General features: G+C 54.8%; 26 protein-coding genes and 1 tRNA gene. 16 read left to right on the top strand and 11 right to left on the bottom strand.

The features are described 5' to 3' along the window. Positions 1-146: 146 nt before the first annotated feature. Together yicI and IM299_RS17455 are read right to left on the bottom strand one after the other, a co-directional pair. Positions 147-2,465 carry an alpha-xylosidase gene (gene yicI, locus IM299_RS17460; RefSeq protein WP_193357867.1) on the bottom strand — a complete coding sequence of 773 codons (2,319 nt, stop codon included), beginning with the start codon at positions 2,463-2,465 and terminating at the stop codon, positions 147-149. Positions 2,466-2,477: 12 nt separating this feature from the next. Then, positions 2,478-3,869: a glycoside-pentoside-hexuronide family transporter gene (locus tag IM299_RS17455; protein ID WP_150145118.1), complete on the bottom strand. Its 1,392-nt coding sequence runs from the start codon at positions 3,867-3,869 to the stop codon at positions 2,478-2,480. 289 nt (positions 3,870-4,158) lie between these two features. Here IM299_RS17455 and IM299_RS17450 point away from each other — a divergent pair. Both IM299_RS17450 and IM299_RS17445 read left to right on the top strand, forming a co-directional pair. Further along, positions 4,159-4,253 (top strand) — tRNA-Sec (locus IM299_RS17450). 71 nt (positions 4,254-4,324) lie between these two features. After that, positions 4,325-4,900 (top strand): DUF6680 family protein, encoded by a 576-nt coding sequence (locus IM299_RS17445; RefSeq protein WP_104949768.1) that lies wholly within the window; start codon positions 4,325-4,327, stop codon positions 4,898-4,900. A 6-nt stretch (positions 4,901-4,906) separates the two neighbouring features. Here IM299_RS17445 and IM299_RS17440 read toward each other — a convergent pair whose 3' ends face one another. Next, complete coding sequence (locus tag IM299_RS17440; protein WP_104949769.1) at positions 4,907-5,098, bottom strand: toxin-antitoxin system HicB family antitoxin; 192 nt, start codon at positions 5,096-5,098, stop codon at positions 4,907-4,909. A gap of 136 nt (positions 5,099-5,234) precedes the next feature. On the opposite strand from IM299_RS17440, the gene IM299_RS17435 reads away from it, so the two are divergent. The 4 genes from IM299_RS17435 to IM299_RS17420 all read left to right on the top strand — a co-directional run bounded on the left by IM299_RS17435 (position 5,235) and on the right by IM299_RS17420 (position 8,057). Continuing rightward, a complete protein-coding gene (locus IM299_RS17435; protein ID WP_104949770.1) occupies positions 5,235-5,576 on the top strand; it encodes a SymE family type I addiction module toxin in 342 nt (113 codons plus the stop codon). A gap of 499 nt (positions 5,577-6,075) precedes the next feature. Further along, complete coding sequence (locus tag IM299_RS17430) at positions 6,076-6,771, top strand: hypothetical protein (RefSeq protein WP_193357866.1); 696 nt, start codon at positions 6,076-6,078, stop codon at positions 6,769-6,771. 211 nt (positions 6,772-6,982) lie between these two features. Continuing rightward, the gene (locus IM299_RS17425) at positions 6,983-7,462 is read left to right on the top strand and encodes a type VI secretion system tube protein Hcp (RefSeq protein WP_193357865.1); all 480 of its coding nucleotides are present in this window, start codon (positions 6,983-6,985) and stop codon (positions 7,460-7,462) included. Between the two features lie 10 nt (positions 7,463-7,472). Beyond that, positions 7,473-8,057 (top strand): hypothetical protein, encoded by a 585-nt coding sequence (locus IM299_RS17420; RefSeq protein ID WP_227013156.1) that lies wholly within the window; start codon positions 7,473-7,475, stop codon positions 8,055-8,057. Between the two features lie 33 nt (positions 8,058-8,090). Here the strand turns inward: IM299_RS17420 and IM299_RS17415 are convergent, their stop codons facing one another. Both IM299_RS17415 and IM299_RS17410 read right to left on the bottom strand, forming a co-directional pair. After that, entirely contained in the window at positions 8,091-8,534 is a 444-nt protein-coding gene (locus IM299_RS17415; protein ID WP_048957747.1) for an acetyltransferase, read from the bottom strand. 257 nt (positions 8,535-8,791) lie between these two features. Then, positions 8,792-9,316, bottom strand: coding sequence for a lipocalin family protein (locus IM299_RS17410; protein ID WP_028014997.1), 525 nt, complete (start codon positions 9,314-9,316; stop codon positions 8,792-8,794). A gap of 117 nt (positions 9,317-9,433) precedes the next feature. Between IM299_RS17410 and IM299_RS17405 the strand changes: the two genes are divergently transcribed. The 5 genes from IM299_RS17405 (at position 9,434) to IM299_RS17385 (ending at position 13,954) form a co-directional block, all read left to right on the top strand. Then, entirely contained in the window at positions 9,434-10,159 is a 726-nt protein-coding gene (locus IM299_RS17405; RefSeq protein ID WP_028014996.1) for a MerR family transcriptional regulator, read from the top strand. 99 nt (positions 10,160-10,258) lie between these two features. Continuing rightward, positions 10,259-10,669, top strand: a complete 411-nt coding sequence (gene uraH, locus IM299_RS17400; protein ID WP_193357864.1) for a hydroxyisourate hydrolase — start codon at positions 10,259-10,261, stop codon at positions 10,667-10,669. Between the two features lie 102 nt (positions 10,670-10,771). Next, a complete protein-coding gene (locus IM299_RS17395; protein WP_047366895.1) occupies positions 10,772-11,731 on the top strand; it encodes a DUF523 and DUF1722 domain-containing protein in 960 nt (319 codons plus the stop codon). Between the two features lie 144 nt (positions 11,732-11,875). Further along, positions 11,876-12,964, top strand: coding sequence for an AAA family ATPase (locus IM299_RS17390; RefSeq protein WP_193357863.1), 1,089 nt, complete (start codon positions 11,876-11,878; stop codon positions 12,962-12,964). Between the two features lie 186 nt (positions 12,965-13,150). Next, positions 13,151-13,954, top strand: coding sequence for a DUF4225 domain-containing protein (locus IM299_RS17385; protein ID WP_041911687.1), 804 nt, complete (start codon positions 13,151-13,153; stop codon positions 13,952-13,954). Here the strand turns inward: IM299_RS17385 and IM299_RS17380 are convergent. From IM299_RS17380 to IM299_RS17360, 5 genes are all read right to left on the bottom strand, one after another. After that, the gene (locus tag IM299_RS17380; RefSeq protein WP_041911688.1) at positions 13,932-14,261 is read right to left on the bottom strand and encodes a hypothetical protein; all 330 of its coding nucleotides are present in this window, start codon (positions 14,259-14,261) and stop codon (positions 13,932-13,934) included. The two genes, IM299_RS17385 and IM299_RS17380, sit on opposite strands and share 23 nt — an antisense overlap. 234 nt (positions 14,262-14,495) lie before the next feature. Next, on the bottom strand, positions 14,496-15,455 hold the full coding sequence (locus IM299_RS17375; RefSeq protein WP_193357862.1) for a GlxA family transcriptional regulator: 960 nt from the start codon (positions 15,453-15,455) through the stop codon (positions 14,496-14,498). A 26-nt stretch (positions 15,456-15,481) separates the two neighbouring features. Further along, a complete protein-coding gene (locus tag IM299_RS17370) occupies positions 15,482-16,261 on the bottom strand; it encodes an MBL fold metallo-hydrolase (protein ID WP_041911690.1) in 780 nt (259 codons plus the stop codon). A 122-nt stretch (positions 16,262-16,383) separates the two neighbouring features. Continuing rightward, the gene (gene nlpA / locus IM299_RS17365) at positions 16,384-17,184 is read right to left on the bottom strand and encodes a lipoprotein NlpA (RefSeq protein ID WP_028014989.1); all 801 of its coding nucleotides are present in this window, start codon (positions 17,182-17,184) and stop codon (positions 16,384-16,386) included. A gap of 147 nt (positions 17,185-17,331) precedes the next feature. Continuing rightward, the gene (locus IM299_RS17360) at positions 17,332-17,751 is read right to left on the bottom strand and encodes a GNAT family N-acetyltransferase (protein ID WP_041911691.1); all 420 of its coding nucleotides are present in this window, start codon (positions 17,749-17,751) and stop codon (positions 17,332-17,334) included. A gap of 186 nt (positions 17,752-17,937) precedes the next feature. Here IM299_RS17360 and IM299_RS17355 point away from each other — a divergent pair, with 186 nt between their 5' ends. The 5 genes from IM299_RS17355 (at position 17,938) to IM299_RS17335 (ending at position 24,669) form a co-directional block, all read left to right on the top strand. Beyond that, entirely contained in the window at positions 17,938-18,507 is a 570-nt protein-coding gene (locus IM299_RS17355) for a TetR/AcrR family transcriptional regulator (protein ID WP_028014987.1), read from the top strand. 148 nt (positions 18,508-18,655) lie between these two features. Beyond that, positions 18,656-19,777 carry an efflux RND transporter periplasmic adaptor subunit gene (locus tag IM299_RS17350; protein WP_193357861.1) on the top strand — a complete coding sequence of 374 codons (1,122 nt, stop codon included), beginning with the start codon at positions 18,656-18,658 and terminating at the stop codon, positions 19,775-19,777. Further along, positions 19,777-22,887: an efflux RND transporter permease subunit gene (locus IM299_RS17345; RefSeq protein WP_193357860.1), complete on the top strand. Its 3,111-nt coding sequence runs from the start codon at positions 19,777-19,779 to the stop codon at positions 22,885-22,887. Before IM299_RS17350 ends, IM299_RS17345 begins: the two co-directional genes overlap by 1 nt. Beyond that, complete coding sequence (locus tag IM299_RS17340; protein ID WP_193357859.1) at positions 22,887-24,251, top strand: efflux transporter outer membrane subunit; 1,365 nt, start codon at positions 22,887-22,889, stop codon at positions 24,249-24,251. Before IM299_RS17345 ends, IM299_RS17340 begins: the two co-directional genes overlap by 1 nt. 121 nt (positions 24,252-24,372) lie before the next feature. Next, on the top strand, positions 24,373-24,669 hold the full coding sequence (locus tag IM299_RS17335) for a YicS family protein (RefSeq protein ID WP_193357858.1): 297 nt from the start codon (positions 24,373-24,375) through the stop codon (positions 24,667-24,669). Positions 24,670-24,713: 44 nt separating this feature from the next. Here the strand turns inward: IM299_RS17335 and IM299_RS17330 are convergent, their stop codons facing one another. Beyond that, positions 24,714-25,664 (bottom strand): LacI family DNA-binding transcriptional regulator, encoded by a 951-nt coding sequence (locus IM299_RS17330; RefSeq protein ID WP_041911696.1) that lies wholly within the window; start codon positions 25,662-25,664, stop codon positions 24,714-24,716. Positions 25,665-25,867 lie beyond the last annotated feature (203 nt).

Raw genomic sequence — 25,867 nt, 5'->3', positions numbered from 1 at the left:
GGAAAAGAGTACAGTAATATGGTCATGGAGGCATGACCATATTACTGGGGATCCCTCAGCCCTGTGGGAGAGGGTCAGGGTGAGGGCATCAGAGCGCTTAATTACCTTAGGCCCGGTAAGCGAAGCGCCACCGGGCATTTTCCACCTCAGAGCTGAACCACCACCTCATCCCTCTCCGCTTTCACCACCACACCCCACTCGCTGCCCGCGTGCGAGCCGCCTTTCACGCCACTCACCTTCTGCACGTTGCGCAAGCACACCGACCAGTTTTGCGCGTCACCCGCGCCGGTAAAGGTCACGATGTCGCCCTGACGCGATGCCTTCAGCGTAAATGCCACAGACCCGTCCGCCGCAGGCACTTCGCTCACCGCCGCTGCGCCATCCTCCAGGTTAAACAGCTGGAAGGCCGTCCCCTCGTTCCACGCGTAGTCCGGCTTCTGGTTATTGTTGCCCAGCGCCAGCAGCGTATTGTCGCGCACGTAGACCGGCAGGCTCATAAAATCGTGCTGCTGCTTATGCCAGCGGCTGCCATGGATTTCATCGTTGTGCCACAGGTGGGTCCAACGGCCTTCCGGCAGGTAGAACTGCACGTCGCCCGCCTCGGAGAACACCGGAGCGACCATCAGGGCATCCCCCAGCATGTATTGACGGTCGAGGTAATCGCACGCCGGATCGTCCGGGAACTCCAGCATCATCGCGCGCAGCATCGGCGTGCCGAACTCGCGGGCCAGCGCCGCCTGACGGTACAGGTACGGCATCAGCTGACACTTCAGCTGCGTGAAGTGGCGCACCACGTCGCAGGACTCGTCATCGTACGCCCACGGCACGCGGTAGGATTTGCTGCCGTGCAGACGGCTGTGGCTGGAGAACAGCCCGAACGCGCACCAGCGTTTATAGACGTGCGCCGGAGCGGTGTTTTCGAACCCGCCGATATCGTGGCTCCAGAACCCGAAGCCGGACAGGCCAATCGACAGCCCACCGCGCAGGCTTTCCGCCATCGACTCGTAGTTGGCGTAGCAGTCGCCGCCCCAGTGTACCGGGAACTGTTGCGCCCCGACGGACGCCGAGCGAGCAAACAGCACCGCCTCCTCTTCGCCGACGGTCTCTTTCAGCACGTTCCACACCAGTTCGTTATAAATGTAGGCGTAGTGGTTGTGCATCTTCTGCGGATCGGACCCGTCGAACCACTGCACGTCCGTCGGGATACGCTCGCCGAAGTCGGTCTTGAAGCAGTCAACGCCGATATCCACCAGGCCTTTAAGCTTGTCGGCATACCACCGGCATGCGTCCGGATTGGTGAAGTCGTAAATCGCCAGCCCCGGCTGCCATTTGTCCCACTGCCACAGAGAGCCGTCCGGGCGCTTGAGCAGGTAGCCCTTCTCTTTCAGCTCCTGGAAGATCGGGGATTTCTGGCCGATGTACGGGTTAATCCACACGCAGACCTTCAGCCCTTTCTCTTTCAGGCGGCGGATCATCCCTTCCGGATCCGGGAAGGTCACCGGGTCCCACTCGAAGTCGCACCACTGGAAGGCCTTCATCCAGAAGCAGTCGAAGTGGAACACATGCAGCGGCAGGTCGCGTTCGGCCATGCCGTCGATAAAGCTGTTGACCGTCGCTTCGTCGTAGTTGGTGGTGAACGACGTGGTCAGCCACAGGCCGAACGACCACGCCGGCGGCAGCGCCGGGCGCCCGGTGAGCTGCGTATAGCGGTTCAGCACCTCTTTTGGCGTCGGGCCGTCGATCACGAAATACTCGAGATATTCCCCTTCGACGCTGAACTGCACTTTGGACACTTTCTCGGAGCCGACTTCAAACGAGACGTTTTCCGGGTGATTCACCAGCACGCCGTAGCCGCGGTTGGTCAGGTAGAACGGGATATTTTTGTAGGACTGCTCGGTGCTGGTGCCGCCGTCGCGGTTCCAGGTTTCGACCGTCTGGCCGTTGCGCACCAGCGCGGTGAAGCGCTCGCCCAGGCCGTAGACCGTTTCCCCCACGCCCAGATCCAGACGCTCAAAAACGTAATTACGGTCGGCGTTACTGTCCTGCACGTAGCCGTTGTTTTTCAGCTGGCTGCCGGTAATGCGCTGCCCGTTGCGCAGGAAATCCAGCGCCCAGAACTCGCCTTTGGTGACGCGCACGCTGACGCTGCCGCTTTTCAGCTCGGCAAATTCGGCGTTGTTTTCAGTCTCGACCTTCACGTCTTTCAGAACGTTCAGCGGATAGTGCGGGCCGTTGTTCAGCGCGCCCTGGAAGTGCTCGATGCGCACCCCGACAATCCCTTCCTGCGGGGAAAACAGACGCACCGTGAACATCAACGTGTCGAGCTGCCAGGTGCGCTCACACACGTCGCGCGGCGCAACATACACCACCAGGTCATTGCCCTGCTGCTCCACGTCGAACACCTGAACCGGATAGGTCACATTCAGGCCCGGTTGAATAAGCCAGTTTCCATCACTGATTTTCATGCTTTCGTCCTCTTAGTTCTGCAATTCTTTACTGACCGGCAGGTTTTCAAAATCCTGCTGATTGCGGCGCGCGCCCTGCGCCAGCTCGCCCAGGATTTTGGTCAGGAAGGGGGTTTTCAGCGTGTAGTAGCGTTTGGCGATAATGGCGCTCAGCACGTAGCAGATCGCCGGCGCCAGCGTAAACAGGCCGATAATGATACTGATGGTCGCGCTGTTCTGGGTTTTGGCCGCCGCGTCGTAGCCGCCGCCTGCCAGCATCCAGCCGATCATCGCCCCGCCCAGCGCCAGGCCGAGCTTCAGCACGAACAGCGTGCCCGCGAAGCTGATGCCGGTCAGGCGTTTGCCGTTGGTCCATTCGCCGTAGTCGACGGTATCGGACATCATTACCCACTGGATTGGCGTCACCAGTTGGTGCAGCACGCCGATAACGAAGATAAAGACGAACATCAGCACGGTGGCGTGCATCGGGACGAAGAACATCGCCACGCTGACCACCGCCAGCGCGGCGTTGGTCCACCAGAAGATGCTGACCTTGCACTTCCAGTCGGTGAGCGGTTTCGCCAGCGCGGAGCCGATCAGGTTGCCGACGCAGTAGGTGGTGAGGAATGCGACGAACACCTCCGGCGATCCCATGATCCAGGTGCAGTAGTACATCATCGCGCCGCCGCGCACGCAGACGGCGAGGATATTGAGGATGGTGAGCACGCCCACGATGCGCCACTGGTCGTTTTGCCAGATATCACGCAGATCTTCACGCATGGAGGTCGTGCTCGGCGGTACCTGGATGCGCTCTTTGGTGGTGAAGAAGCAGAACGCCAGCATCAGGAACGCGACCACCGACAGCACAGCGATCCCGCCCTGGAAGCCGAACGCCTTATCTTCGCCGCCAATCAACTTAACCAGCGGCATCATCAGCACCGTGGAGAGCATGCCACCCGCCGTCGCCAGCACGAAGCGCCAGGACTGAAGGGAGATACGCTGTGTCGGGTCGCTGGTGATTACCCCGCCCAGCGCGCAGTACGGGATGTTGACCACGGTATAGAGCAGGGTCAGCAGGGTGTAAGTCACGGCGGCGTAAACCATTTTGCCGTTGAGACTGAGGTCCGGCGTGGTGTAGGCCAGCACGCAGACGATGCCGAACGGGATGGCACCGAACAAAATCCACGGACGGAACTTGCCCCAGCGGCTGCGGGTGCGGTCGGCAATCAGCCCCATGCACGGGTCAGAGATCGCATCCAGCGCGCGGGCCAGCAGGAACATGGTGCCGACAAACCCGGCGGGAATGCCGAAAATATCGGTGTAGAAAAACATCATGTACAACATGACGTTATCAAAAATGATGTGGCTGGCGGCGTCACCCATGCCATAGCCAATCTTCTCTTTTACTGACAATACTTCGCTCATATTTTTTATCCTTCACGCTGTAGGGGGCGCTGAGACCGGTTGCATTGGTTTTAAACCATTGTTTCAAAGGCGGGTATTGCGTTTTCTGGTTAGCAGATTACGTTTCTTGTTTTTTGTGATCGCGATAAATGTTGGAGAGCACAAAAGGCTAACCTGAGGATTTTCTTAGGAATTAGCTGAAACAGGGGGGTACAGGTCAAAAGAGAGGTGAAAAAAGTGGTGTGGGGTATGTGGTAAATGCCTGAAAGTAGCTATAATGCGCCCCGCCTCCATGTAGCAATCGAGGCGCGGAAGATCGTCATCTCCGGTGAGGTGGCTGGACTTCAAATCCAGTTGGGGGCGCCAGCGTTCCCGGGCAGGTTCGACTCCTGTGATCTTCCGCCAAAAATGCTCATCTTATCTTCAAAAATTTATTTCATTTCAGTTGTCATAACCTTCAAAATTAAGGAAAAGACATGAACTGGGCACTGGCTATCGCTACTATCTTTGCAACTCTTTTCAGTCCCTTACTTGCAGTTAGAGTGCAAAAGATTATCGAAAAGCATTCAGAAAAAAGAAACATAAAAGTTAATATATTCACCGAGCTTATGGCAACACGATCAGCAGCGGCCCGCCTTTCCAATGAGCATGTCAGAGCCCTAAATATGATCGACCTAGCTTTTTATGGCGATATAAAAGGGAGTATAAGTAAAAGAACAAAATCAGAGAAAAAAGTCCTTGATGCATGGAAAGAATATTTCACTCATTTGTGTACACATTGTCCAGAAAATGAAAGTGGCAATACGTTGTGGAATCAGACTAGCGATAGACTTTTTGTGAATTTACTTTCTGTTATGGCTGAAGATATAGGTTACGATTTTGATCGGGTCCATTTGCAGAACGCAATTTATATACCTGTTGCGCATGGACAAATGAATTTAGATAACCAAAAAATTCGCAAAGGACTAGCTTCAATTTTTTCTGGTGAAACTGCATTAAAAATGGATGTCATTTCGTTTCCTGAAACATCTGATGGGCAAAAAACGTCATAAATTAACTTACATTTTTGGCTCAATACCTAGCTTTAGTAATTTATTTCTTCCCAAGGTTTTGAGCCAATTCCCCAAACTCATCCCTTCAGCCTTCGCAGCCTCCTCAAACTGCGCCTTCAACTCCGGCGTAATACGAATCTGAAACGTCGGTGCTTTTCCGGATTTAGATTTGTTAGGGTCGCGTTTAACTGTTGACATGTACGTACCTACAAGAGCAAGATATCTTCACTGAGGTACGTACCTTAACATACGAAAACCTCACATTGAAACGCCCTCGCCAGGTACTTGCAATACCGGACGAGAGCTAACCTCACCAACTATCCAGGAGTTGATTATGGCTGATTCGCATTCTACCCCAGACACCGACCAATCCGGAACCGAGCGTTCGTTAATTGTGGGATATCGCCCGAATGTTTTCGACAAATCCACGCCCAATATCATTCTGTCCGGCAAGTGGCTGCGCGCGGCGGGCTTTGATACCGGACAGCAGATCACGGTCAAGGTGATGAAAGGGTGCATAGTTCTGGTGGCGTATAACGAGCAGGAGCAGCGGTTGCAGGACGATTATAAACGGACGAAGGCAAAGCTCGTTGAGATAGAGAATGCACTCGCAGCGATTCAAATTCAGCATCCTGGAAAGCGCCTCGCAAAATCAAATACAAACCACCTGGCTTAGCGGCTTTTTCTGGCATACAACCAGCCAGGCGCGTTAGACGATGTAGATGGGGAGACGACATGCAGATAAAGACGCAACCCAATCTCCCTGTTCGAACCATCAATTAGCATCTCAAAAAAAGATTTTCTGATGGCGAAATTGATCAGCATTCAACTATCCGGCAATTCCGGATAGTTGGCCAGGAAAGGAGACATCAAATTTCCAGTGAGAAATCACTACAATCTCAAAGCAACACTCGTAGTTACGCTCAGCTCGTGGCACCCAGTTTCACCTTTTCCGGCCATACGGCTAGTAAAATAATATACAACGGATCTAACCCCTTCATTCTCACGCTCATACAATATCTAAATTAATAGCCAACAATTATTCACAATAAATATAATACGAAGGTTAAAATATTTTTATTTTTTATTAAAGATAAATTATTGCGATATGCATCACAGCAGAACTACAATATTAATAGAAACTTGTGCCTATGTTTACTGTTAAAGGGTGCAATATGTATTATAGCGACTCATTAATAACATCAATAGATGCACATAAAATATTGGCTTTAAAGTTAGAACATGCCTTAACTGGCGTAAAAGATGAAGTATTAAAGCAAGCACAACTGTTAGATGATGGGGCAACACGATTAAGCTATCAACTTTCGTGCTTTACTGAAAACTATCAGGACGTATGTTTACGATTACGCAAAGAAGACTCCAGATTTTTGATAGGTATCGTCCAGTTAATAAAACACAGAGAAGTTATCTTTAAGATGCTCTATATTTATATTAAAAGTCTATTAAGCAACAAGAGTGAAAAAAGAATACATAACATACAACGAAATCTTATGTATTTAGGCATATCAATTTCATCATCGATGCTCTCCAGCCAGGCTTTTATATATTCGGCAACTATTGCAATTTGTAGTAGTGTTCATACCAACATTTGGATGAAAGAAAAGATCACATCGTTTTCTACTTATGCTGTCCTTGGTTTAAAAGTTTATGGCATCGTTGAGCAAGCATCCAGAAGCGCCAACCATCTAAAAAATTATAATGCTTATTACTATAATCTCCTTTATCAGGAAGAGCTTGAAATGATGTTTTTCTTGATTGAGCCCATAATAATGAGGTCCCCCATACTTAACCAAGCCTATGCTTCAGACAGCGACATTGCATACGCGATTTCAAGGATGATAAAGGGATGATTAAAGCTATTAAAGACTGGCTAAAAGGCCAACTCATATTTTTCCTGAGAGGCGCAACTCCCCTTTTATTCGTCGTAATATTTTCACTATTTGCCATAACCTGGCTACCCGAAAAAATCGCAATGAATGCAACATGGTCAGTTGTAATTATTGTAGGCCTCAATATCCTTTTACGTAAAAAAAGATAATTACTATTTAACAGGAGTAAATTATGTCAATTCCCGCACATCTGTGGTTGTTTGATGAAAATGGCTCGCCCATAGTTGGTCCATCCTTACTGCCAGCGAGATTAGGATCGTTTGAAATCCGTTCAGTTATCCATCAGGTATGGATCCCTGAGAGCTCGCATACTGGTCGTTTGACAGGCACGAGAGTTCATTCCCCCTTAAATTTGCATAAGGAATTTGATGCTGCAACGCCTGTTTTATATCGTGCTATGTGTGAAGGAAGAACATTAAAAAAAGCAGAATTGAAAATGTATCGAATTATTGACCAGGGCGTTGAGAGTGAGTATTTCAATATGATAATGGAGAACGTGAAGATCACCTCTATATCACCCCTGCTGCATCCCACCGGCTTGACAAGCACGCATCTCGAAGATATTCAACTCCGTTACGAGAAGATTACATGGAAGCATTGCGAAGGGAACATTCTCTACACTGACGAATGGAATAACCGTGCTACGTATTAGAGTATATAAAATGAAAGTACTGCTAATTTTGGCTGCACTTCTTTTCTTGGTTCAAAATGCATCAGCAGCCCAAATGTCCGGATTCGCAGCCAGGTATTATCAGGATGATGGAACAACGCCGGAAGAACCCACAAAAGTGCCTCTCTATCCCACTATTACCATCGGTAAGAAAACCGTACAAATGGAGGTTACTCACCTGTCAGACATCACCGGTTCACCCGTTGAGAAAGACCGTTCCGCGCGCTGGATCTGCCTCCATGACGACGATGGCACGAATTACTGGTTCATCTCGGATAACGAAATGGGTGCAGGATTGCTAACGGCACTAGCCATAGCCAGGGATGGGATTCATAAAGAGTGTGCAAAAACAACGGAACCAGTCAGAGTCTCAGTCGCTAATGTTCCATTGTTGAATGCTACTCACGGGAATTTAGTTAAACTGTTCGGTAATAAGGAGCTCGCCACAAAGAAAGCGATGCTCTTTTATCATGAGACGCCAGTGCAGGATGGATTCATCCAGAGTAATACAGTCTCTTATTCCTTCGATGACGAAAAAGTGCGTGGAGTAATCATCGGGCAAATTACCAGCAACTAGTTCGCAGACTCCCTCTTCCACAGGAACGGGGAGTTAAGCCTGTCCACCCAACCGCATATGCAACAACGGAAACGGATTCCCCTGCCCGTCCAGTTCCGAGCGTCCGACCTGCTCAAACCCCATATGTCGATAAAATGCGACGCCCTGCGGGTTCTGCTCATTCACGTCCACTTCGTTTACGCCAAACTCGGCGATGGCGTGTTTTAGCAACAATTTTCCGACGCCCTTCCCGCGGCTCGCGTCGTCAACAAACAACATTTCAATGCGGTGTTCATCCACGCCCAAAAAGCCGTGAATAACGCCTGCCTCATCGCGAGCAATCACGACCTTGAGGTTAGGCAGATAGGCGTTGAGCAATAACGGGCGCAGCGCCGCAATATCGCTTTCTTGTAGAAAGTGATGGGTGGCGCGAACGGAAGATTCCCAGATCGCAACCAGACGTTCAAAGTGTCTTGGGAGTGCGGTTTCTATTTTCATGGGGGGATCATGATTAGAAAACCGAACTATTTCAATCCACTCTTTGCGATCTGTCCCCATCACCCCATTCCTCGGTACCACCACGGTGACGTTTTCCATCGGCACGCCTGCCGCAAGGTGAATATCCTGTAGCTGCTGTAACGCTCCCCACCGGGATGGCAACTCCGCTCGCCCGTTCATGTCGTCTTTCTCCGTTAGGCTTTTAACGGAAGTCTATCCAGGCGAGCCAGTAATGCCCCAGGAAGAAAGCACGATTTTTACTGCTTCACCCATACCAGCTGATCAACCCGGAAGCCCAGACTGCGTGCGGTGTTCAGATAATCCTGCTTTACCGCATCCGGGATGGTCGGCGTGCGTGACAAGATCCACAGATAGTCGCGGTTCGGGCCGCTCACCAGCGCGTACTGGTACTTATCGTCCAGCCTGATCACGTTATACCCGCCGTAGAACGGGCCGAAGAACGATACCTTCAGCGCGGCGGTGGTCGGCTCGCCGGTAAAGTAGGCTTTGCCCTCGCTCTCATTCCACTTGTTCTTCACCGGATCAAAACCCCGGTTAAGCACGCTGATGCCGCCGTCGCTGCGCTCGCCGTAGGTCGCCGTCACCTGCTCCAGACCGCGTTCAAAGCGGTTTTCCAGACGGGCGACTTCGTACCATTTGCCGAGATAGCGGCTGGCGTCAAAGTGGGTAATAGGCTGCACGCCTTTCGGCGGCGTGGGGGATTTACAGGCGACCAGCGTCAGGGCAATCGCAACACCGGTCACAACAGGCCATAGCTTCATGAGAATTCCTTTCATTTGCACGGTTGGATGTTAAGTGTAGTGCACCGTTTTGGCGCTTCATCCCGTTCGGGAAAATTCGTAGTATATTGAGAGTATTCCTCCACCCTGGACACGGACATGGCTTACTCCATCGGCGAATTCGCCAGACTCAGCGGCATCACCGCCACCACCCTGCGGGCGTGGCAGCGTCGCTACGGTTTACTCAAGCCACAGCGCACGGAAGGCGGTCACCGCCAGTACAGCGATGAGGACGTCCAGCAGGCGCTCAAAATCCTCGACTGGGTAAAAAAAGGCGTCCCGATCGGCCAGGTCAAACCGCTGCTGGAACGCCCGACGCCGGGGCGGACCAACAACTGGCAAACGCTGCAGCAGAGCATGCTGCAACGCCTGCAGGACGGCAAAGTCGAGTCCCTGCGCCAGATGATTTACGATGCCGGGCGCGAGTACCCAAGGCCGGAACTGGTCGCGAACGTACTGCGTCCGCTGCGCAGCCAGGTCTCGGCTAACGTCGCCGCCGCCATGACCCTGCGCGCGATCCTCGACGGCATCATCATCGCCTACACCTCGTTTTGCCTCGAAGGCGATAAAAAAGCGCCGGGCGACAATATTCTGCTCAGCGGCTGGCACCTGAACGACCCATGCGAGATCTGGCTCGAAGCCCTAACGCGCACCGGGCAGGGCCACCGCATCGACATCCTGCCGGTTCCCCCTGACGCGCTGGCGCCGGAGATTTTCCCGGAGCGGAAATGGCTGCTGGTCACCAGCGGCAAGCTCACCGCCGGGCGGAAAAAGCAGGTGGAGCAGTGGCAGCAGCAGGTATCGCTTGAAGTAATTATCCTCTGATAATTTTCTCCTGCGGGAATCTTCACGAAAAGTTGAATATTTTCCCGCGCCGCAGATGCTAACGTTTTCCTGTGACGAATAACTCAACAGGAAAACACCATGAAAAAAACTGCCCCTCTGCTGATCCTGGCCTCGATGGCCTTTGCCCCTGACGCCTTTAGCGCCCCTGCCGGCACGCTAAGCGTCCACATTCTTGACCAGCAAACCGGAATGCCGCCATCAGACGTTACCGTTACGCTGGAGAAGCAGCAGCAGAACAAATGGACCCCGATTGCCAGCGGCAAAACCGACCACGATGGCCGTATCAAATCGCTCTATCCGCAGGACCAGGACATGCAGCCTGGCGTGTATAAAGTGACCTTTAAAACCGCAGAGTACTTCCACGGCAAAAAGCTGGACACCTTCTTCCCGGAGATCCCGGTGCTGTTTACCGTGACCCGCACCAACGAAAAGCTGCACATCCCGCTTCTGCTTAGCCAGTACGGCTACTCGACCTACAAGGGCAGTTAAGAGGCATTGATTTTAAAGGATTATAAAAAATAGTTCCGCGAATACTTGGACAAATTAGTCATGTTGTGTAAGTTTTAGTTATATGAACGGGAGGACAACACCATGACAACGAAACCTGTGCTCGGTATTAGCGGATGTTTGACCGGATCCGCCGTTCGCTTTGACGGCGGACATAAGCGTATGGGTTTCGTCATGGATGAGCTGGCCCAGTGGGTGAATTTCAGGCCCGTCTGCCCGGAGATGGCCATCGGCCTGCCGACGCCTCGCCCGGCGCTGCGTCTGATCGTCACGACAGACGGAGAAACGCAGATGCGCTTCAGCCACGCGCCTCACGAAGACGTTACGCAGAAAATGGCCGACTTTGCGGCAGATTATTTGCCGAAAATCGGCGATCTCGCAGGCTTCGTTGTCTGTGCAAAATCCCCAAGCTGCGGCATGGAACGCGTGCGCCTGTACGATGAAAACGGCAACCGGGGCCGCAAGGAGGGGGTCGGGCTGTTCACCGCCGCCCTCCTTGAAACCTTGCCGTGGCTGCCCGTTGAAGAGGACGGACGCCTGCACGACCCGGTGCTGCGGGAAAACTTCGTCGAGCGCGTTTTTGCGCTGCACGAACTTAACACGCTGCGTAAAAATGGCCTGACGCGCCGCGCGCTGCTGGACTTCCACAGCCGCTATAAGCTTCAGCTGCTGGCGCACCACCAGGCGGGCTACCGTGAGATTGGCCCGTTCGTTGCCTCGCTGCACGAGTGGGAAGACCTGGACGCCTTCTTCGTGGCGTACCGGGAAAAGCTGATGACCATCCTGAAAAAACCTGCTTCACGGAAGAATCACACCAACGTGCTGATGCATATTCAGGGCTATTTTCGTAACCAGCTCAACACCCGCCAGCGCGGCGAGCTGCGCGACGTGATCCTGCACTATCGCAACGGACAGTTGCCTATCCTCGCCCCGATCACGCTGCTGAAGCACTACCTGGCCGAATACCCCGACCGGTATCTGATGACGCAAAACTACTTTGATCCCTATCCTGATGATTTGGGTCTGCGTCTGGCAGTCAAGTGATGAAAAAAATGCGAAGGCCCCATTGACCCATAGAGGCCCAAAGCAGTACCCCGTTTAGACGACATCCTCACTGTCGTCTCTTTTTTGCATTTCATCTAAAGACTGTGATTATATACAGGCTTATTCTGCAAAAGGGGCCTGCCTGTGATCCACACCCTGCACATACAAAACTACCGCTCCATCCGCGAGATGTCGCTGGAACTGGAGCAGCTCAATATCGTCTTCGGGCCGAACGGCACCGGAAAATCCAATATTTACAAGGCGATACACCTGATGCACAGCGCCGCGCAAGGGCTGTTTTCCCAGGCGCTGGCGAACGAGGGCGGCATTCTGAAGGTGTTCTGGGCAGGCAAAACCCGCAGCGACCAGCTGCGGCGGATGAACCTGGCGGTGGAAACAGAGACCTACGAATACGAGCTGCAGGTCGGGTTTGTGGAGAAGCTGCCGTATCCCTCACAGTTTCAGCTCGACCCGGTGATCAAAGAGGAGTCCATCTGGCTGAGCGGCCAGCACCGTCGTCCTTCGTCACAGCTGATGAAGCGCAGGAATCAGGCCGTGTTTCTGAACAACGTGCATCATGAAAAAGTGACCCACAGCGGCACGCTGTACGAGAACGAATCGGTATTCGGGCAGCTTGGCGAACCGCACCTTTACCCGGAAGTGTCGCAGATGCGCGAGTCCCTGCGTAACTGGCGCTTTTATCATGAGTTTTCTGTATCAATCGGCTCGGCGATGCGCGCCCCGCAGGTCGGTTTCCGCTCCCCGGTGCTGGCCAGCGACGGTGCCAACCTGGCTGCGGCGTTTCAGACCATCGTGGAGATTGGCGACGAGCTGCTGCTGATGCGCATCCTTGACCAGGCCTTCCCCGGCTGCGTGTTTTACAGCGACAACAGCGGCGGACATTTTCGCATGATGATGCAGCGCGAGGGGCTGAGCAGGCCGCTGGAACCGGCGGAGTTCTCCGACGGCACCCTGCGCTTTCTGTGCCTGGCGGTGGCGCTGTTAAGCCCGCGCCCGCCGGCGTTTATCGCGTTAAACGAACCGGAAAACAGCCTGCACCCACAGATGCTGCCCGCTCTGGCGAGCTTAATCGCCGAGGCCAGCCACTACTCGCAGATCTGGCTCACCAGCCACTCGCCGGAGCTGGCGACGTTGATTGAGAAGCACAGATCGTTTTCGCTGTATCAGCTGTCGATGGCGGAGGGGGAGACGAGGGTGGAGAGACTGGGGTAAGTGTTTGTTTCCTTAATTACTTTTCTCCAGTCATCCCTCTCATGGTCGCCATCAACGACGATGATGATTTCCGCAGGTATATGCTTCAGCGAATTCAGGGCTCGCTATACATTATCCAATTTATTGTTGTCAGTTTCTGCTGGCTGGATAATCTGTAAACATTGGTTATCAGATGAGAAAATTAAAATGGATATTGCACTTTTCCCTGGTCAGAACACCCGTGCATGGGCTGAAACAATGATTAACCTTGAAGCCCGAAAGCTTATCAATACTGCGAATATTGTCGGAGGGCAACATCTCAGCGACGGACTCGCACGAATTAAATTTATGGATGATATTCGGCAATTTGTAATGCAACAGTTTAGCGCTACCCGGGCGGCCAGAAGTCATGATGAGTGCATGGAATGCCTGAAAAACATCCGGGCTGAGAACGAAAGTCTTCTTGATCAAAGCAGAATGCTTCGCTCACGTACAGCTCAGCTTTTTGCTCAGATTGAACTGGTTAAAGAAAATAACAAAGTCATCGGTTACTTTATCTCGTCGATAAAGGTTGTACTTTCCGGGTTACAGATTGTTGCAGGCGTTGGTGCAATGATGACAATGAATCCAGTGGGTGCGCTTGCAGGAGCGATTCTGGTTATGGATGGTGCAAATGCTATTTCAAAAGAAATTAACAGAACGCTTCAACATCAACCAAATTCTGAAGGTATGCTGGCAGATGGCGTCATGGATATCGCTCAGTTTATGGGATTTAAACGTGAATCAGCACTGGGAGTCTTCAACAGCGTAAGCCTGGCAGCAAGCGTCTATACGGTATTTGGCGCCATCCGAAAACCCGAATCATGGCGTCTGTTTCGCTATCTCCCGCTGGATTTCTACCGCAAGGTCGACGGTATGAATCGCGCAGCGCTCACTATGAAAATTGTCGGCTGGGGTGTCTCTGCAAAAGTCTCGTTTGATTTAATTTCTAATGCGTCTGGCCAGAACTAATGTATTTCTTTCTGTAGCGCCAGGCTTTGTAGGTAATGACCGGGGGTTGAAAAAACCAGACAATCGCCAACACGATGAAAAGAGAGATGCCCCCGGAAACAAGATTGTAATGTTCAGCGAAAAAAATAAGCGCCAGGAAAATCAGAGCCACAGCCGCAGTAATACACAGAACCATGATAAATCGCTTACCTAACTCAAGCACGACCTCGAGCAAGGATGAACCATAACGACTGATGTTTCGGTTCAGATACGCTAACTCTTTTACGGTGAAACCTGATTCAAGTAACTGCGTTTCAATATTGTTCATGCCACTACCTTTTCTTCTGGAAAGTAACGTGCAATATCTTAACCGGAAGAGATGCGTCTTGTAACCCGTCTGATACATCAGCATTTTCAGCAAAAAAACAGGACCACGCTAAAAAGACACTGGCGCTAAAGTAGAAAATAATAGATTACGGTGTTTAAAGCGCGCTCGTTAGGGGCGTTCGTAGCCGTCACCCCGAAAATGTCCCCCACGCCTTTTTATTCCATCGCGACAGAATTATAAAGACGGATGAACACGGAACGTCTTTCGCCACTCCGCTGGGCTCACCCCAAAGCGCGCCTTAAACTGCTGTCGCCAGGTGACGGCGGAATTAAATCCCACCAGCTCCGCCACGCTCTCAACGGGCATATTTCCGGCTTCAAGCAAAATCTGGCTGCGCCGCAGGCGTTCGGCGGTAAGCCAGTCGGCGACGCTCATCCCCGTGGCTTTAATAAAATGGCGGGTCAGCGTGCGGCGGCTCATCGAAACCACCTCCGCCATCGAGTCCAGACTATGCGGTTCGGTGATGTGCTGCTGCAGGTAGTCGATCAGGCAGTTAATACGTGCGTCACGGGTATCTTTCGGAACCGGCTGGGCGATGAACTGCGCCTGCCCGCCCTCGCGATGGGGCGGGACAATCATCCGACGGGCAATCTGGTTGGCGACGACGCTGCCAAAACGCTGGCGAATGATGTACAGACAGCAGTCCAGCGCAGCCGCGGTACCGGCAGAGGTGATGATATTGCCGTCATCCACGTAGAGGGCATTGATATCCAGCTGGACGTTCGGAAAGAGCGACTGGAAGTGATGTTCAAACTCCCAGTGGGTGGCGGCCCGTTTACCGTCGAGGATCCCCGCCCAGGCCAGCACAAACGACCCCAGACACAGGCCGACAATTTCCGCGCCGTTGTCTCTCGCCAACACCAGGCTGTCGAGCAGCGCCTGAGGCGGCCGTTCAAGGACGTGCTGCCAGTAGGGAACGACAACAATATCGGCCTGCCCGATGGCGGTGTAATCCTGCGTGGCGTTGAGGGCAAACCCGTCTTGTGAGGTAAGAAACCCCGGCGTTTCGGCGCAGATCGTCACGTTAAAGCGCTTTTCGCCGGAGACCGAATCACCAAACAGAATGCAGGGAACGGAGTAGTGGAACGGGCTAAACCCGTCTACCGCGACAATCGCGACGTTGATTAGCGACATCTGTCTCTCCTTTCCCGTTAACGCACTCAGAATATAACGGTTTCGCCATCCTGGGGAATGCTCACCACATCGCTCACCTGGTTGGCTTCGACGTACTCACGCAGCGCGCTGCGGGTCAACAGGCAGTGGTTAATCGCCTCCATGTGGCTCGCGACGATTTTAGCCTGCGGCAGCAGGAAATGAACGTTGAGCACGTCCTCCTGCCCCATAATAATGGGCCCAAAGCCGATGACGTGGGCATAACCGGCGTTCAGTACCACCACATCTGGCTGGTGTTTTTGCAGATCGGCTGCCACCTCTTCGCGCCAGATGGTATCCCCGGCAAGATAGAGCGTCTTCTCATCAGGATGACGCAGCACCACGCCACAGGCCTCGCCCAGCCGCTCCGCCAGCTCCGGCACGGCGTATGCGCGGTCGGTACCGTGCTGGCCGCCGTACGTTTTCGCAATCCGAACCTCCCCGAAGGTGGTCTCGTCGGTCATGATCGTCAGGTTGGTAAATCCCTGGCTGCGCAGCAGCGCGGCGTCACGATCGTTTTGCACGTAGATCGGTTTGTCTTTGGCGATCAGCTCTGCCGCGGTGCGATCCCAGTGATCGTCATGGGTATGGGTGACGATCACCGCGTCAGCGTCCAGCAGCGTATTGACGTCGACGGGAAGTTCGACCGTCGGGTTACGGCGTTCGGCATGCGCCGTACCGGGAAAGCCCGGATAAGCGCCTTTCGGGGCCAGCATCGGGTCGATTAAAAGACGTTTTCCGGCGTAGGTAATCAGCAGGGTGGCATTGCGAATTTGGGTAATGTTCATGGGCTATCCTCCGGTTGGTGTGATAAGGAGGATAGCCAGCCGTCACAATTGGTGCTGTGGGCTAAAGGGCGATTACCGATGGAATTGGGCCATTTTCATCACCGCGTTTTCTGCCGGCACCTTTACCAGCCCGGCACCGCCCCGCCGTTAAAGATCGTTTCTGCCGCTTTCGCCACTTCCGGTGACTGATACGACTGGATAAACGCCTTCACGTTCTCCGCGTCTTTGTTGTCTTCGCGCGTCACCACGATGTTCACGTACGGCGAGTTTTTATCTTCAATAAAGACGCTGTCATGCACCGGCGATAGCCCTGTTTGCTGAATATAGGTAGTGCTGATGATGGCGACATCCACTTTCGGGTCATCCAGCACGCGCGGCAGTTGTGCCCCTTCCAGTTCCATGATTTTCAGCTGCTTAGGGTTGGCGGTAATATCCAGCGCCGTCGGCAGTAGCCCGGTGTCCGGCTTCAGGGTGATGAGCTTCTCTTTTTGCAGCAGCAGCAGCGCGCGGCCAAGGTTGGTCGGATCGTTTGGAATGGCGATAGTCGCCCCGTCCTTCAGGTCAGAGACGGATTTGATTTTGCGGGAATAGCCAGCCATCGGGAAAACAAAGGTGTTCGCCACGGCCACCAGCTTGTAGCCATGCGCCTTGTTATCTTCTGCAAGGAACGGGCGATGCTGGAAAACGTTGGCATCCAGCTCTCCCTGGTTAGTGGCATCGTTAGGCAACAGCGAGCCGCTGAATCCGACCAGCTCCACGTCCAGGCCATATTTTTCTTTTGCCACCTTTTTGGCGACTTCCGCCACGTCCTGTTCAGCGCCGTTGATGACGCCCACTTTTATGTGTTTGGCATCGCTGCCACTTTGATCGCACCCTGCCAGCAGCAGGCCAGCGAGAACCAGAGCACCCAATCGACGTTTCACGAGAAAGTTCCTTTTGCTGAATGTTGTAGTGACTATATCGACAACGAGGCGGTGAAATAAAAAACGAAAAAGAATCAATAAGAAGGATAAGTTATATGCGGGTATGGCCGGGTGACGCTGCGCTTACCCGGCCTACGGATTCAGAGCTTAAAGGGCTTTCGCCAGGTAATGTCGCTGCATGCCCGGGTACGGATAATCCTGCAAAGACATCTGCAGCTGGTACCCCTGTTTTTCATAGAACGGACGCGCCTGGAAGCTGACGGTATCCACCAGCGCGTGCTTGCAGCCTTTGCGTCTGGCTTCCTCTTCCGCCGTTTTGATAAGCTGGCTGCCCACGCCGGTACCCCGCACGGTGTCGCTGACCCAGAGAAAGTCGATATTCAGCCAGTCGCCTTTACGCACTCCAATGAGCCCGCCGAGCATGACGCCTTTATCGTCTCGTACATAAACGCCAATGTCGCCGCTAAAGTTTGTCAGATCGATAAACTGTCCGTTATAGGCTCTTAACCCCACAAATAGCTCTTCTTTTTCTGCGGGTGTTACATTATAAGTAATGCTCAGGTGCATATTTCTCTCCTTATTTTCCGCGCAATTTGAATATCTCACAGCTTAACCTTCATAAAAACTCCTAATTTCCTCCATTTTTTTAATACAGAAACATTCATTCAATAACTAAATAAAAAAAGCCTTTCCAATACGCACCCAAAACGTATACTGAGAACGATCATTCTCACTTTTACACGGTAGACGACGATGAGCACAAAGCTGGAAGAACGACAAAAACAACGTCAGGACGAAATCATCACCGCCGCGCGTCGCTGCTTTCGCGCCAGCGGATTTCACGCCGCCAGCATGTCGCAAATTGCCAGTGAGGCGAAGCTTAGTGTCGGGCAAATTTACCGTTATTTCAGTAACAAAGACGCGATTATTGAAGAGATGATCCGCCGCATTATCGACTCACGCATCGAAGGGATGCAGGACAAAACGGTGGTGGAAGGGATGCCACAGGCGCTCGCCTGGCGTCAGACGCTCAACGAAGACGATGATGCGTTGATGCTCGAAATGTCTGCCGAGGCGACCCGTAACCCGCAGGTGGCGGCCATGCTGATCGCAGCCGATGCCCGGATGTTTACCAACGCCTGTGCGCACCTGAAAAAACAATTTCCCCATCTGAGCGATGAACATATTCGCTGCTGCGTGGAAATTACCGCAGTGATGATCGAAGGCACGATTTACCGTCGACTCGCGCCTTTAAAAGTACCGTCAGAACAATTAGAGCCTATCTATCAGAATATTTTAAATATGCTTTTCTCTGCGAAGTAATCGCATGTGAATAATTAGCGGGAATAAGTAATTTCCCAACTTAACATTTCCGGCCACGCCGGAGATGCGGTATCGCTGTGCCTTTAAATAGCCCTCCTCCCTGTTAAGCGATTAACAGGGCAGGCATCGTTCACCCTGGAAAAAGATTATGAAAACCATAACAACCTCCATCGCGGCATTACTCCTCCTGACCGGGTGCGATAATGCGCAAACATCTGCTCCCCAGCATCCTCTTCCGGATGTGGGGATTGTCACCCTCATGAGCCAGCCGGTCTCCGTCGTCAGCGAGCTCACGGGCCGCACCACCGCCGCCATGAGCGCCGAAGTGCGCCCGCAGGTGGGCGGCATTATTCAGAAGAGGTTGTTTACCGAAGGCGATACCGTGAAGGCCGGACAGGCGCTGTATCAAATTGACCCTTCCAGCTACCGCGCGGCGTTTGATGAAGCCGCCGCGGCGCTGAAACAGGCCCAGGCGCTGGTGCAGGCCGACTGCCAGAAAGCCCAGCGCTATGCGCAGCTGGTGAAAGACGACGGCGTGTCGCGTCAGGACGCAGAAGACGCGAAGTCCACCTGCGCGCAGGACAAGGCCAGCGTTGAATCAAAGAAGGCCGCGCAGGAGAGCGCGCGCATTAACCTCAACTGGACCACCGTCACCGCGCCGATTGCCGGACGCATCGGCATCTCCTCCGTCACCCCCGGCGCGCTGGTCACCGCCCAGCAGGATACCGCGCTCGCCACCATTCGCGGGCTGGACAGCATGTACGTCGACTTAACCCGTTCCAGCGCCGATCTGCTGCGTTTACGCAAGCAAACCCTTGCCACCAATAGCGATACGCTAAGCGTGTCGTTAATCCTCGAAGACGGCAGCACCTACAGCGAGAAAGGCCGCCTGGCGTTAACCGAAGTGGCGGTGGATGAATCAACCGGCTCGGTCACGCTGCGCGCCGTCTTCCCGAACCCGCAGCATCAGCTCCTGCCGGGCATGTTTGTCCGCGCCAGGGTGGATGAAGGCATCATGAGCGACGCGATCCTCGCGCCGCAGCAGGGCATTACCCGTGACGCCAAAGGCACCGCTACCGCTCTGGTGGTCAATGCCAGCAACAAGGTCGAGCAGCGTCAGCTGGAAACGGGGGACACCTACGGCGACAAATGGCTGGTGCTGAGCGGGCTGAAGGCGGGCGACAGGCTGATTGTGGAAGGTACTGACAAAGTCACCGCCGGGCAGGAAGTGAAGGCCGAAGAGATGAAAGCCAACGGAGGAAACGCCTGATGTTTTCCCGTTTCTTCGTGCGTCGCCCGGTCTTTGCCTGGGTTATCGCTATTCTTATCATGCTCGCCGGGATGCTGGCCATCCGCACGCTGCCAGTCGCGCAGTACCCGGACGTTGCGCCGCCGTCGATCAAAATCTCCGCCACCTATACCGGTGCCTCCGCGCAGACGCTGGAAAACAGCGTGACGCAGGTGATCGAGCAGCAGCTGACCGGGCTGGATAACCTGCTCTACTTCACCTCCACCAGCAGCTCGGACGGATCGGTGAGCATTACCGTCACCTTCGAGCAGGGCACTGACCCGGACACCGCTCAGGTGCAGGTGCAGAACAAAGTCCAGCAGGCGGAATCGCGCCTGCCCACCGAGGTGCAGCAGTCCGGGATCACCGTCGAAAAATCCCAGAGCAACTTCCTGCTGATCATGGGCGTGTACGATAAAACCGACGCCGCCAGCAGCTCGGATATTGCCGACTGGCTGGTGAGTAATATGCAGGATCCGCTGGCGCGCGTGGAAGGCGTCGGGAGCCTGCAGGTGTTCGGGGCGGAATACGCGATGCGCATCTGGCTCGATCCGGCGAAGCTGGCGTCCTACTCGCTGATGCCGTCCGACGTGCAGAGCGCGATTGAAGCGCAGAACGTGCAGGTCTCCGCCGGTAAAATCGGCGCGCTACCCTCGTCTAACGCCCAGCAGCTGACCGCCACCGTCCGCGCCCAGTCGCGCCTGCAGACGGTGGATCAGTTTAAAAACATCATTGTGAAGAGCCAATCCAACGGCGCGGTGGTGCGCATCAGCGATGTCGCCCGCGTGGAGATGGGCAGCGAAGATTATACCGCCACCGCGAAGCTCAACGGCCACCCGGCGGCGGGTATGGCAGTCATGCTCTCACCGGGTGCGAACGCGCTCAACACTGCGACGGCGGTGAAAGACAAGATTGCCGAGTTCAAAAAGTCGATGCCGGAAGGCTACGACGTGGCCTACCCGAAGGACAGCACCGAGTTCATCAAGATCTCCGTTGAGGACGTGATTCAGACCCTGTTCGAAGCCATTGTCCTCGTGGTGGTGGTGATGTACCTGTTCCTGCAAAACATCCGCGCGACGCTGATCCCCGCGTTGGCGGTACCTGTCGTTCTGCTGGGTACCTTCGGCGTACTGGCGCTGTTCGGCTACTCCATCAATACCCTGACGCTGTTTGCGATGGTGCTGGCGATAGGGCTTTTGGTGGATGACGCCATCGTGGTGGTGGAAAACGTCGAGCGTATTATGCGCGACGAGGGGCTGCCCGCCCGGGAAGCCACCGAGAAATCGATGGGCGAAATCTCCGGCGCGCTGGTCGCCATTGCGCTGGTGCTCTCTGCGGTATTCCTGCCGATGGCCTTCTTCGGCGGCTCCACCGGGGTGATTTACCGTCAGTTCTCGGTCACCATTATTTCGGCGATGTTCCTCTCCGTGGTGGTGGCGCTGACCCTGACGCCCGCGCTCTGCGGCTCGATTCTGAGCCACACGACGCCGCACAAAAAAGGCTTCTTCGGCGCGTTTAACCGCTTCTACAGCAGGACCGAGCGCGGTTATCAGAACAAGGTGCTGCGCGCTCTGCGCCGTTCCGGCGGCATGCTGGTCATCTACGCCCTGCTCTGCGGCGCGATGGGCTTCGCCATGCTTAAGCTGCCGGGCAGCTTCCTGCCGACGGAAGACCAGGGCGAAATCATGGTGCAGTACACCCTGCCAGCCGGCGCGACGACGGTACGTACCGCCGAAGTCAGCCGCCAGGTGCGCGAGTGGTTCCTCACCAAAGAGAAAGCCAACACCAACGTGATCTTCACCATTGAAGGCTTCAGCTTCAGCGGCAGCGGCCAGAACGCCGGGATGGCGTTTGTCTCCCTGAAGAACTGGTCAGAGCGTAAAGGCGATGCAAACACAGCTCAGGCCATCGCCCTGCGTGCCACGCAGGAACTGAGCACCATCCGCGATGCGACCATCTTTGCGATGACGCCGCCGGCGGTGGATGGCCTGGGCCAGAGCAACGGCTTTACCTTTGAGCTGATGGCCAGCGGCGGCACCGACCGCGACGCGCTGCTGAAACTGCGTAACCAGCTGATTGGCGAAGCCAACCAGGACAGCTCGCTGCACGCCGTGCGCGCCAACGATCTGCCGCAGATGCCGCAGCTTCAGGTGGATATCGACAACAACAAGGCCGTGTCGCTGGGGCTGTCCCTGAGCGACGTCACCAACACCCTCGCCAGCGCCTGGGGCGGGACCTACGTGAACGACTTTATCGATCGCGGCCGTGTGAAAAAGGTCTACATCCAGGGCGACAGCGACTATCGCGCCGTGCCGTCCGATCTCAACAAATGGTATGTGCGCGGCAGCGACAGCACCATGACCCCGTTCTCCGCCTTCGCCACCACGCGCTGGGAGTATGGCCCGGAAAGCCTGGTGCGCTACAACGGCTCGGCGGCGTATGAGATACAGGGCGAAAACGCCAGCGGCGCGAGCTCCGGCACGCCGATGAGCAAAATGGAGCAGCTGGCAAACAGCCTGCCGTCCGGCAGCACCTGGGCGTGGAGCGGTTTGTCCTTACAGGAAAAACTGGCGAGCGGTCAGGCAATGAGCCTTTATGCCCTCTCGATCCTGGTAGTGTTCCTGTGTCTGGCGGCGCTGTATGAAAGCTGGTCGGTGCCGATTTCGGTCATCCTGGTGATCCCGCTTGGGGTGCTGGGTGCGGCGCTTGCCGCCTCCCTGCGCGGCCTGAGCAATGACGTCTACTTCCAGGTGGCGCTGCTCACCACTATCGGCCTGTCGTCGAAGAACGCCATCCTGATTGTCGAGTTTGCCGAAGCCAAAGTTGCAGAAGGTTACTCCCTGACGCGCGCCGCCCTGCGTGCCGCCCAGACGCGTCTGCGTCCCATCATCATGACGTCGCTGGCGTTTATCGCAGGGGTGACGCCGCTGGCCGTTGCAACCGGTGCCGGTGCCAACAGCCGCGTGGCAATTGGTACCGGCATTATCGGCGGAACGCTGGCCGCGACGCTGCTGGCGATCTTCTTCGTCCCTTTATTCTTTGTACTGGTGAAACGTCTGTTCTCCGGTAAACACGCGAACCGGAGGTCATAATGTTTCGTGTCACTGTTTTAGCGTTAGCCCTGCTGAGCGCAGGGTGTGTGTCGTTAGACCCTACCTATCAACGCCCGGACGCTCCCGTCCCGGCGACCTTGCCCGGCGCGCACGGCGAAGCCACCGCCGTGCTGAGCCAGTGGCAGCAGGTGATGAACGACGCGAGGCTGAAAAGCGTGGTGACGATGGCGCTGAACAGCAACCGCGACGTGCAAAAAGCGATCGCGGATATCGACGCCGCCCGCGCACAGTACGGTGAAACGCGCTCGTCCCTGTTTCCGACGGCGGACGCCGAGCTGAGCCACACCCGCAGCCGCACGCTGGCAAGCGGCGTGACCACCAGCGACGAAGCCAACGGCGCAGTCTCCAGCTTCGAGCTGGATCTGTTTGGCCGCAACCAGAGCCTCTCCCGCGCCGCGCGTGAAACCTGGCTTGCCAGCGAGTTCACCGCGCAGAACACGCGCCTGACGATGGTTAGCGAGCTGACCACGGCCTGGGTGACGCTGGCGGCGGATAACAGCAACCTGGCGCTGGCGAAATCCACAATGGAGAGCGCGGCAAACTCGCTGAAGATTGTGAAGCGCCAGCAGGAAGTGGGCGTCGCGGCGGCTACGGACGTCAGTGAAGCGATGGCGGTTTACCAGCAGGCGCGCGCCAGCGTAGCGAGCTACCGGACGCTGGTGATGCAGGATAAAAATGCCCTCAATCTGCTGGCGGGCGATACGGTGCCGGAGAACCTGCTGCCCGGTACGCTGGAGAGCCTGAGCAACAACGCCATCACGCTGATCCCGGCGGGCGTCAGCTCCAGCGCGCTGCTGCGCCGCCCGGACATTCAGGAAGCGGAACATAACCTGCTGAGCGCCAACGCCAATATCGGCGCGGCGCGCGCCAACTTCTTCCCGACCATTTCACTGACCGCCAGCGCGGGCGTCGGCAGCGACTCGCTCTCCTCCCTGTTCAGCCACGGGATGAAGGTCTGGTCATTCGCGCCGTCCATCACCCTGCCGCTGTTCAGCGGTGGCAACAATCTGGCGCAGCTGCGTTATGCAGAAGCCGAGAAAAAAGGGTTAATTGCGACCTACGAAAAAGCCATCCAGAGCGCGTTTAAAGACGTGGCCGACGCGCTGGCGCGCCGTGAAACGCTCAGCGAGCAGCTTGATGCCCAGCGAGAATACGTGGCGGCCGAGCAAAAAACGCTGGATGTGGCAACGCGCAGCTATAAGGCGGGCGCGGGGGATTATCTGACGGTACTGACCGCGCAGCGGTCGCTGTGGTCGGCGCAGGAATCGCTGATTGCGCTGCAGCAAACCGACCTGGAGAACCGCATCACGCTGTGGCAGTCGCTGGGCGGGGGGATCCAGTAACCTTATCGGTGGGCGATTCTCATGCGCAGAAAAGAGAAAATCATACTTTCGACTGGAATCGCTACACTGAATGTAACGATATATTTCATGGGAAGCCTGTGACGTCTAAAGGGGGTTGTTGATGAAAGCTGCGCACCTGGTCTGCCTGCTGGTTTGTCTGCTCTTCGCCGCGTTTGTCCATGCTCAGGAAAAAGAGGATCCGTCGAAAGAGGCGCAGATTAAGCAGCAGGTCCTTAAAGATATTAAGAAAACCTGTACGCCACAGAAAAAGCAGAGCGATAAGGCCTGGCAGGAGATGATTTTGTCGTCCGAGGCCAATCAGCTGCTGATCAAAAACGCCATCACCGCCGTGAAGCGCGACAACCTGGACGCCTACTGGGCTGCGGTTGGTCAGGTGGATTGTCTGGAAGATTATTGAGTTCTCGCCGGGTGGCGCTGCGCTTACCCGGCCTGGAAAATGTTTTAACGCTTCCGCACGTCCGGAATGATGAGATCCCCGCGCAGAACATAGGACCCGAGCATCTGCGTTTTCTCCGTCAGCCAGCTTACGATACGCGCCGCCATGGCATCCATTGAATATTCAATCGCCGGTATCACCGGAATACCCGGCAGGTGCAGCGAGCCGGCCAGGCTAAAGACCATAATGTCGTCCGGTACGGATTTATTAAACGCCTGCAGCTGCGGGATCACCCGCTGGGCTTCCTGCTCGTCCGCCACCAGCAGCGCGTTGAAGTTCAGCGTGGACGCGTTGTTGAGTAATTCCTGAAGCGCAACGGACGAGGAGGTCGCGTCCATAAAGACGAGGTTGCGATTAAAGGGCAGGAAATTTTTCTCCAGCGCGTGCTTATAGCCAAGCAGCACCTGGTCGGCAAACCCGCTGCCGTGGGGATGGATCAGCGCAATCTGGCGACGCCCCTGGCTGGTCAGATAGTTACAGGCGGTTTCGGCGGCAAAGGCGTGATCGAACTGGATGCTGTTGGAGTTATCAGCCTCCATGCAGTCCACCAGAATGACGTTGTCCATATCCACGTCCAGCGGGAAACGTGCGCCAATCACCAGAATGTCGTCACACAGGCCGCAGGAGAGTTCTTCGAGAGCATTCATCACTTCCGCTTTGCTATGGGCGAAGCGCAGCAGCAGGTGTTTTTGGTGCTGGCTGAGCTGTTTTTCCAGCGCGTAAAGATACCCGGTGGTCTGGTTAATGTTTTCCTGCGCGCAAATCACCCCAATGCAGCCCGTCGACTGGCTCAGCAGCGACTGGGCAATCACGTTAGGCCGGTAGTTCAGCTCATCCACCGCCTTCAGCACGGCCTGACGGCTGGCTTCCTTAACGCCACGTGACCCACTCAACACTCGCGATACCGTGGCTTTAGACACCCCGGCCAGACGTGATACATCATTGATTGTCGACATCTCTTTCCCCTGGCAGGCTAACCTCGCGCCTGCAAATTCCATGACCGCTACGGCTCACATTATAGCCAGAACGGAGTATATCCGTTTCCGTTTTTCATGGAAACCGATTTTCCGTTTCCACTCAAAATGATGTTAAAACAGCCAAATTATGTGACACACATCCGGTTAATTAGCCTCATAAGTATTGGATCTTGATGGTTATC

It is taken from the genome of Enterobacter cloacae complex sp. P47BA (genome assembly GCF_014930485.1).
Taxonomy (GTDB): domain Bacteria; phylum Pseudomonadota; class Gammaproteobacteria; order Enterobacterales; family Enterobacteriaceae; genus Enterobacter; species Enterobacter bugandensis.
The sequence above is the reverse complement of the archived record's forward strand: the minus strand, read 5'-3'. Positions and strand labels throughout refer to the sequence as shown.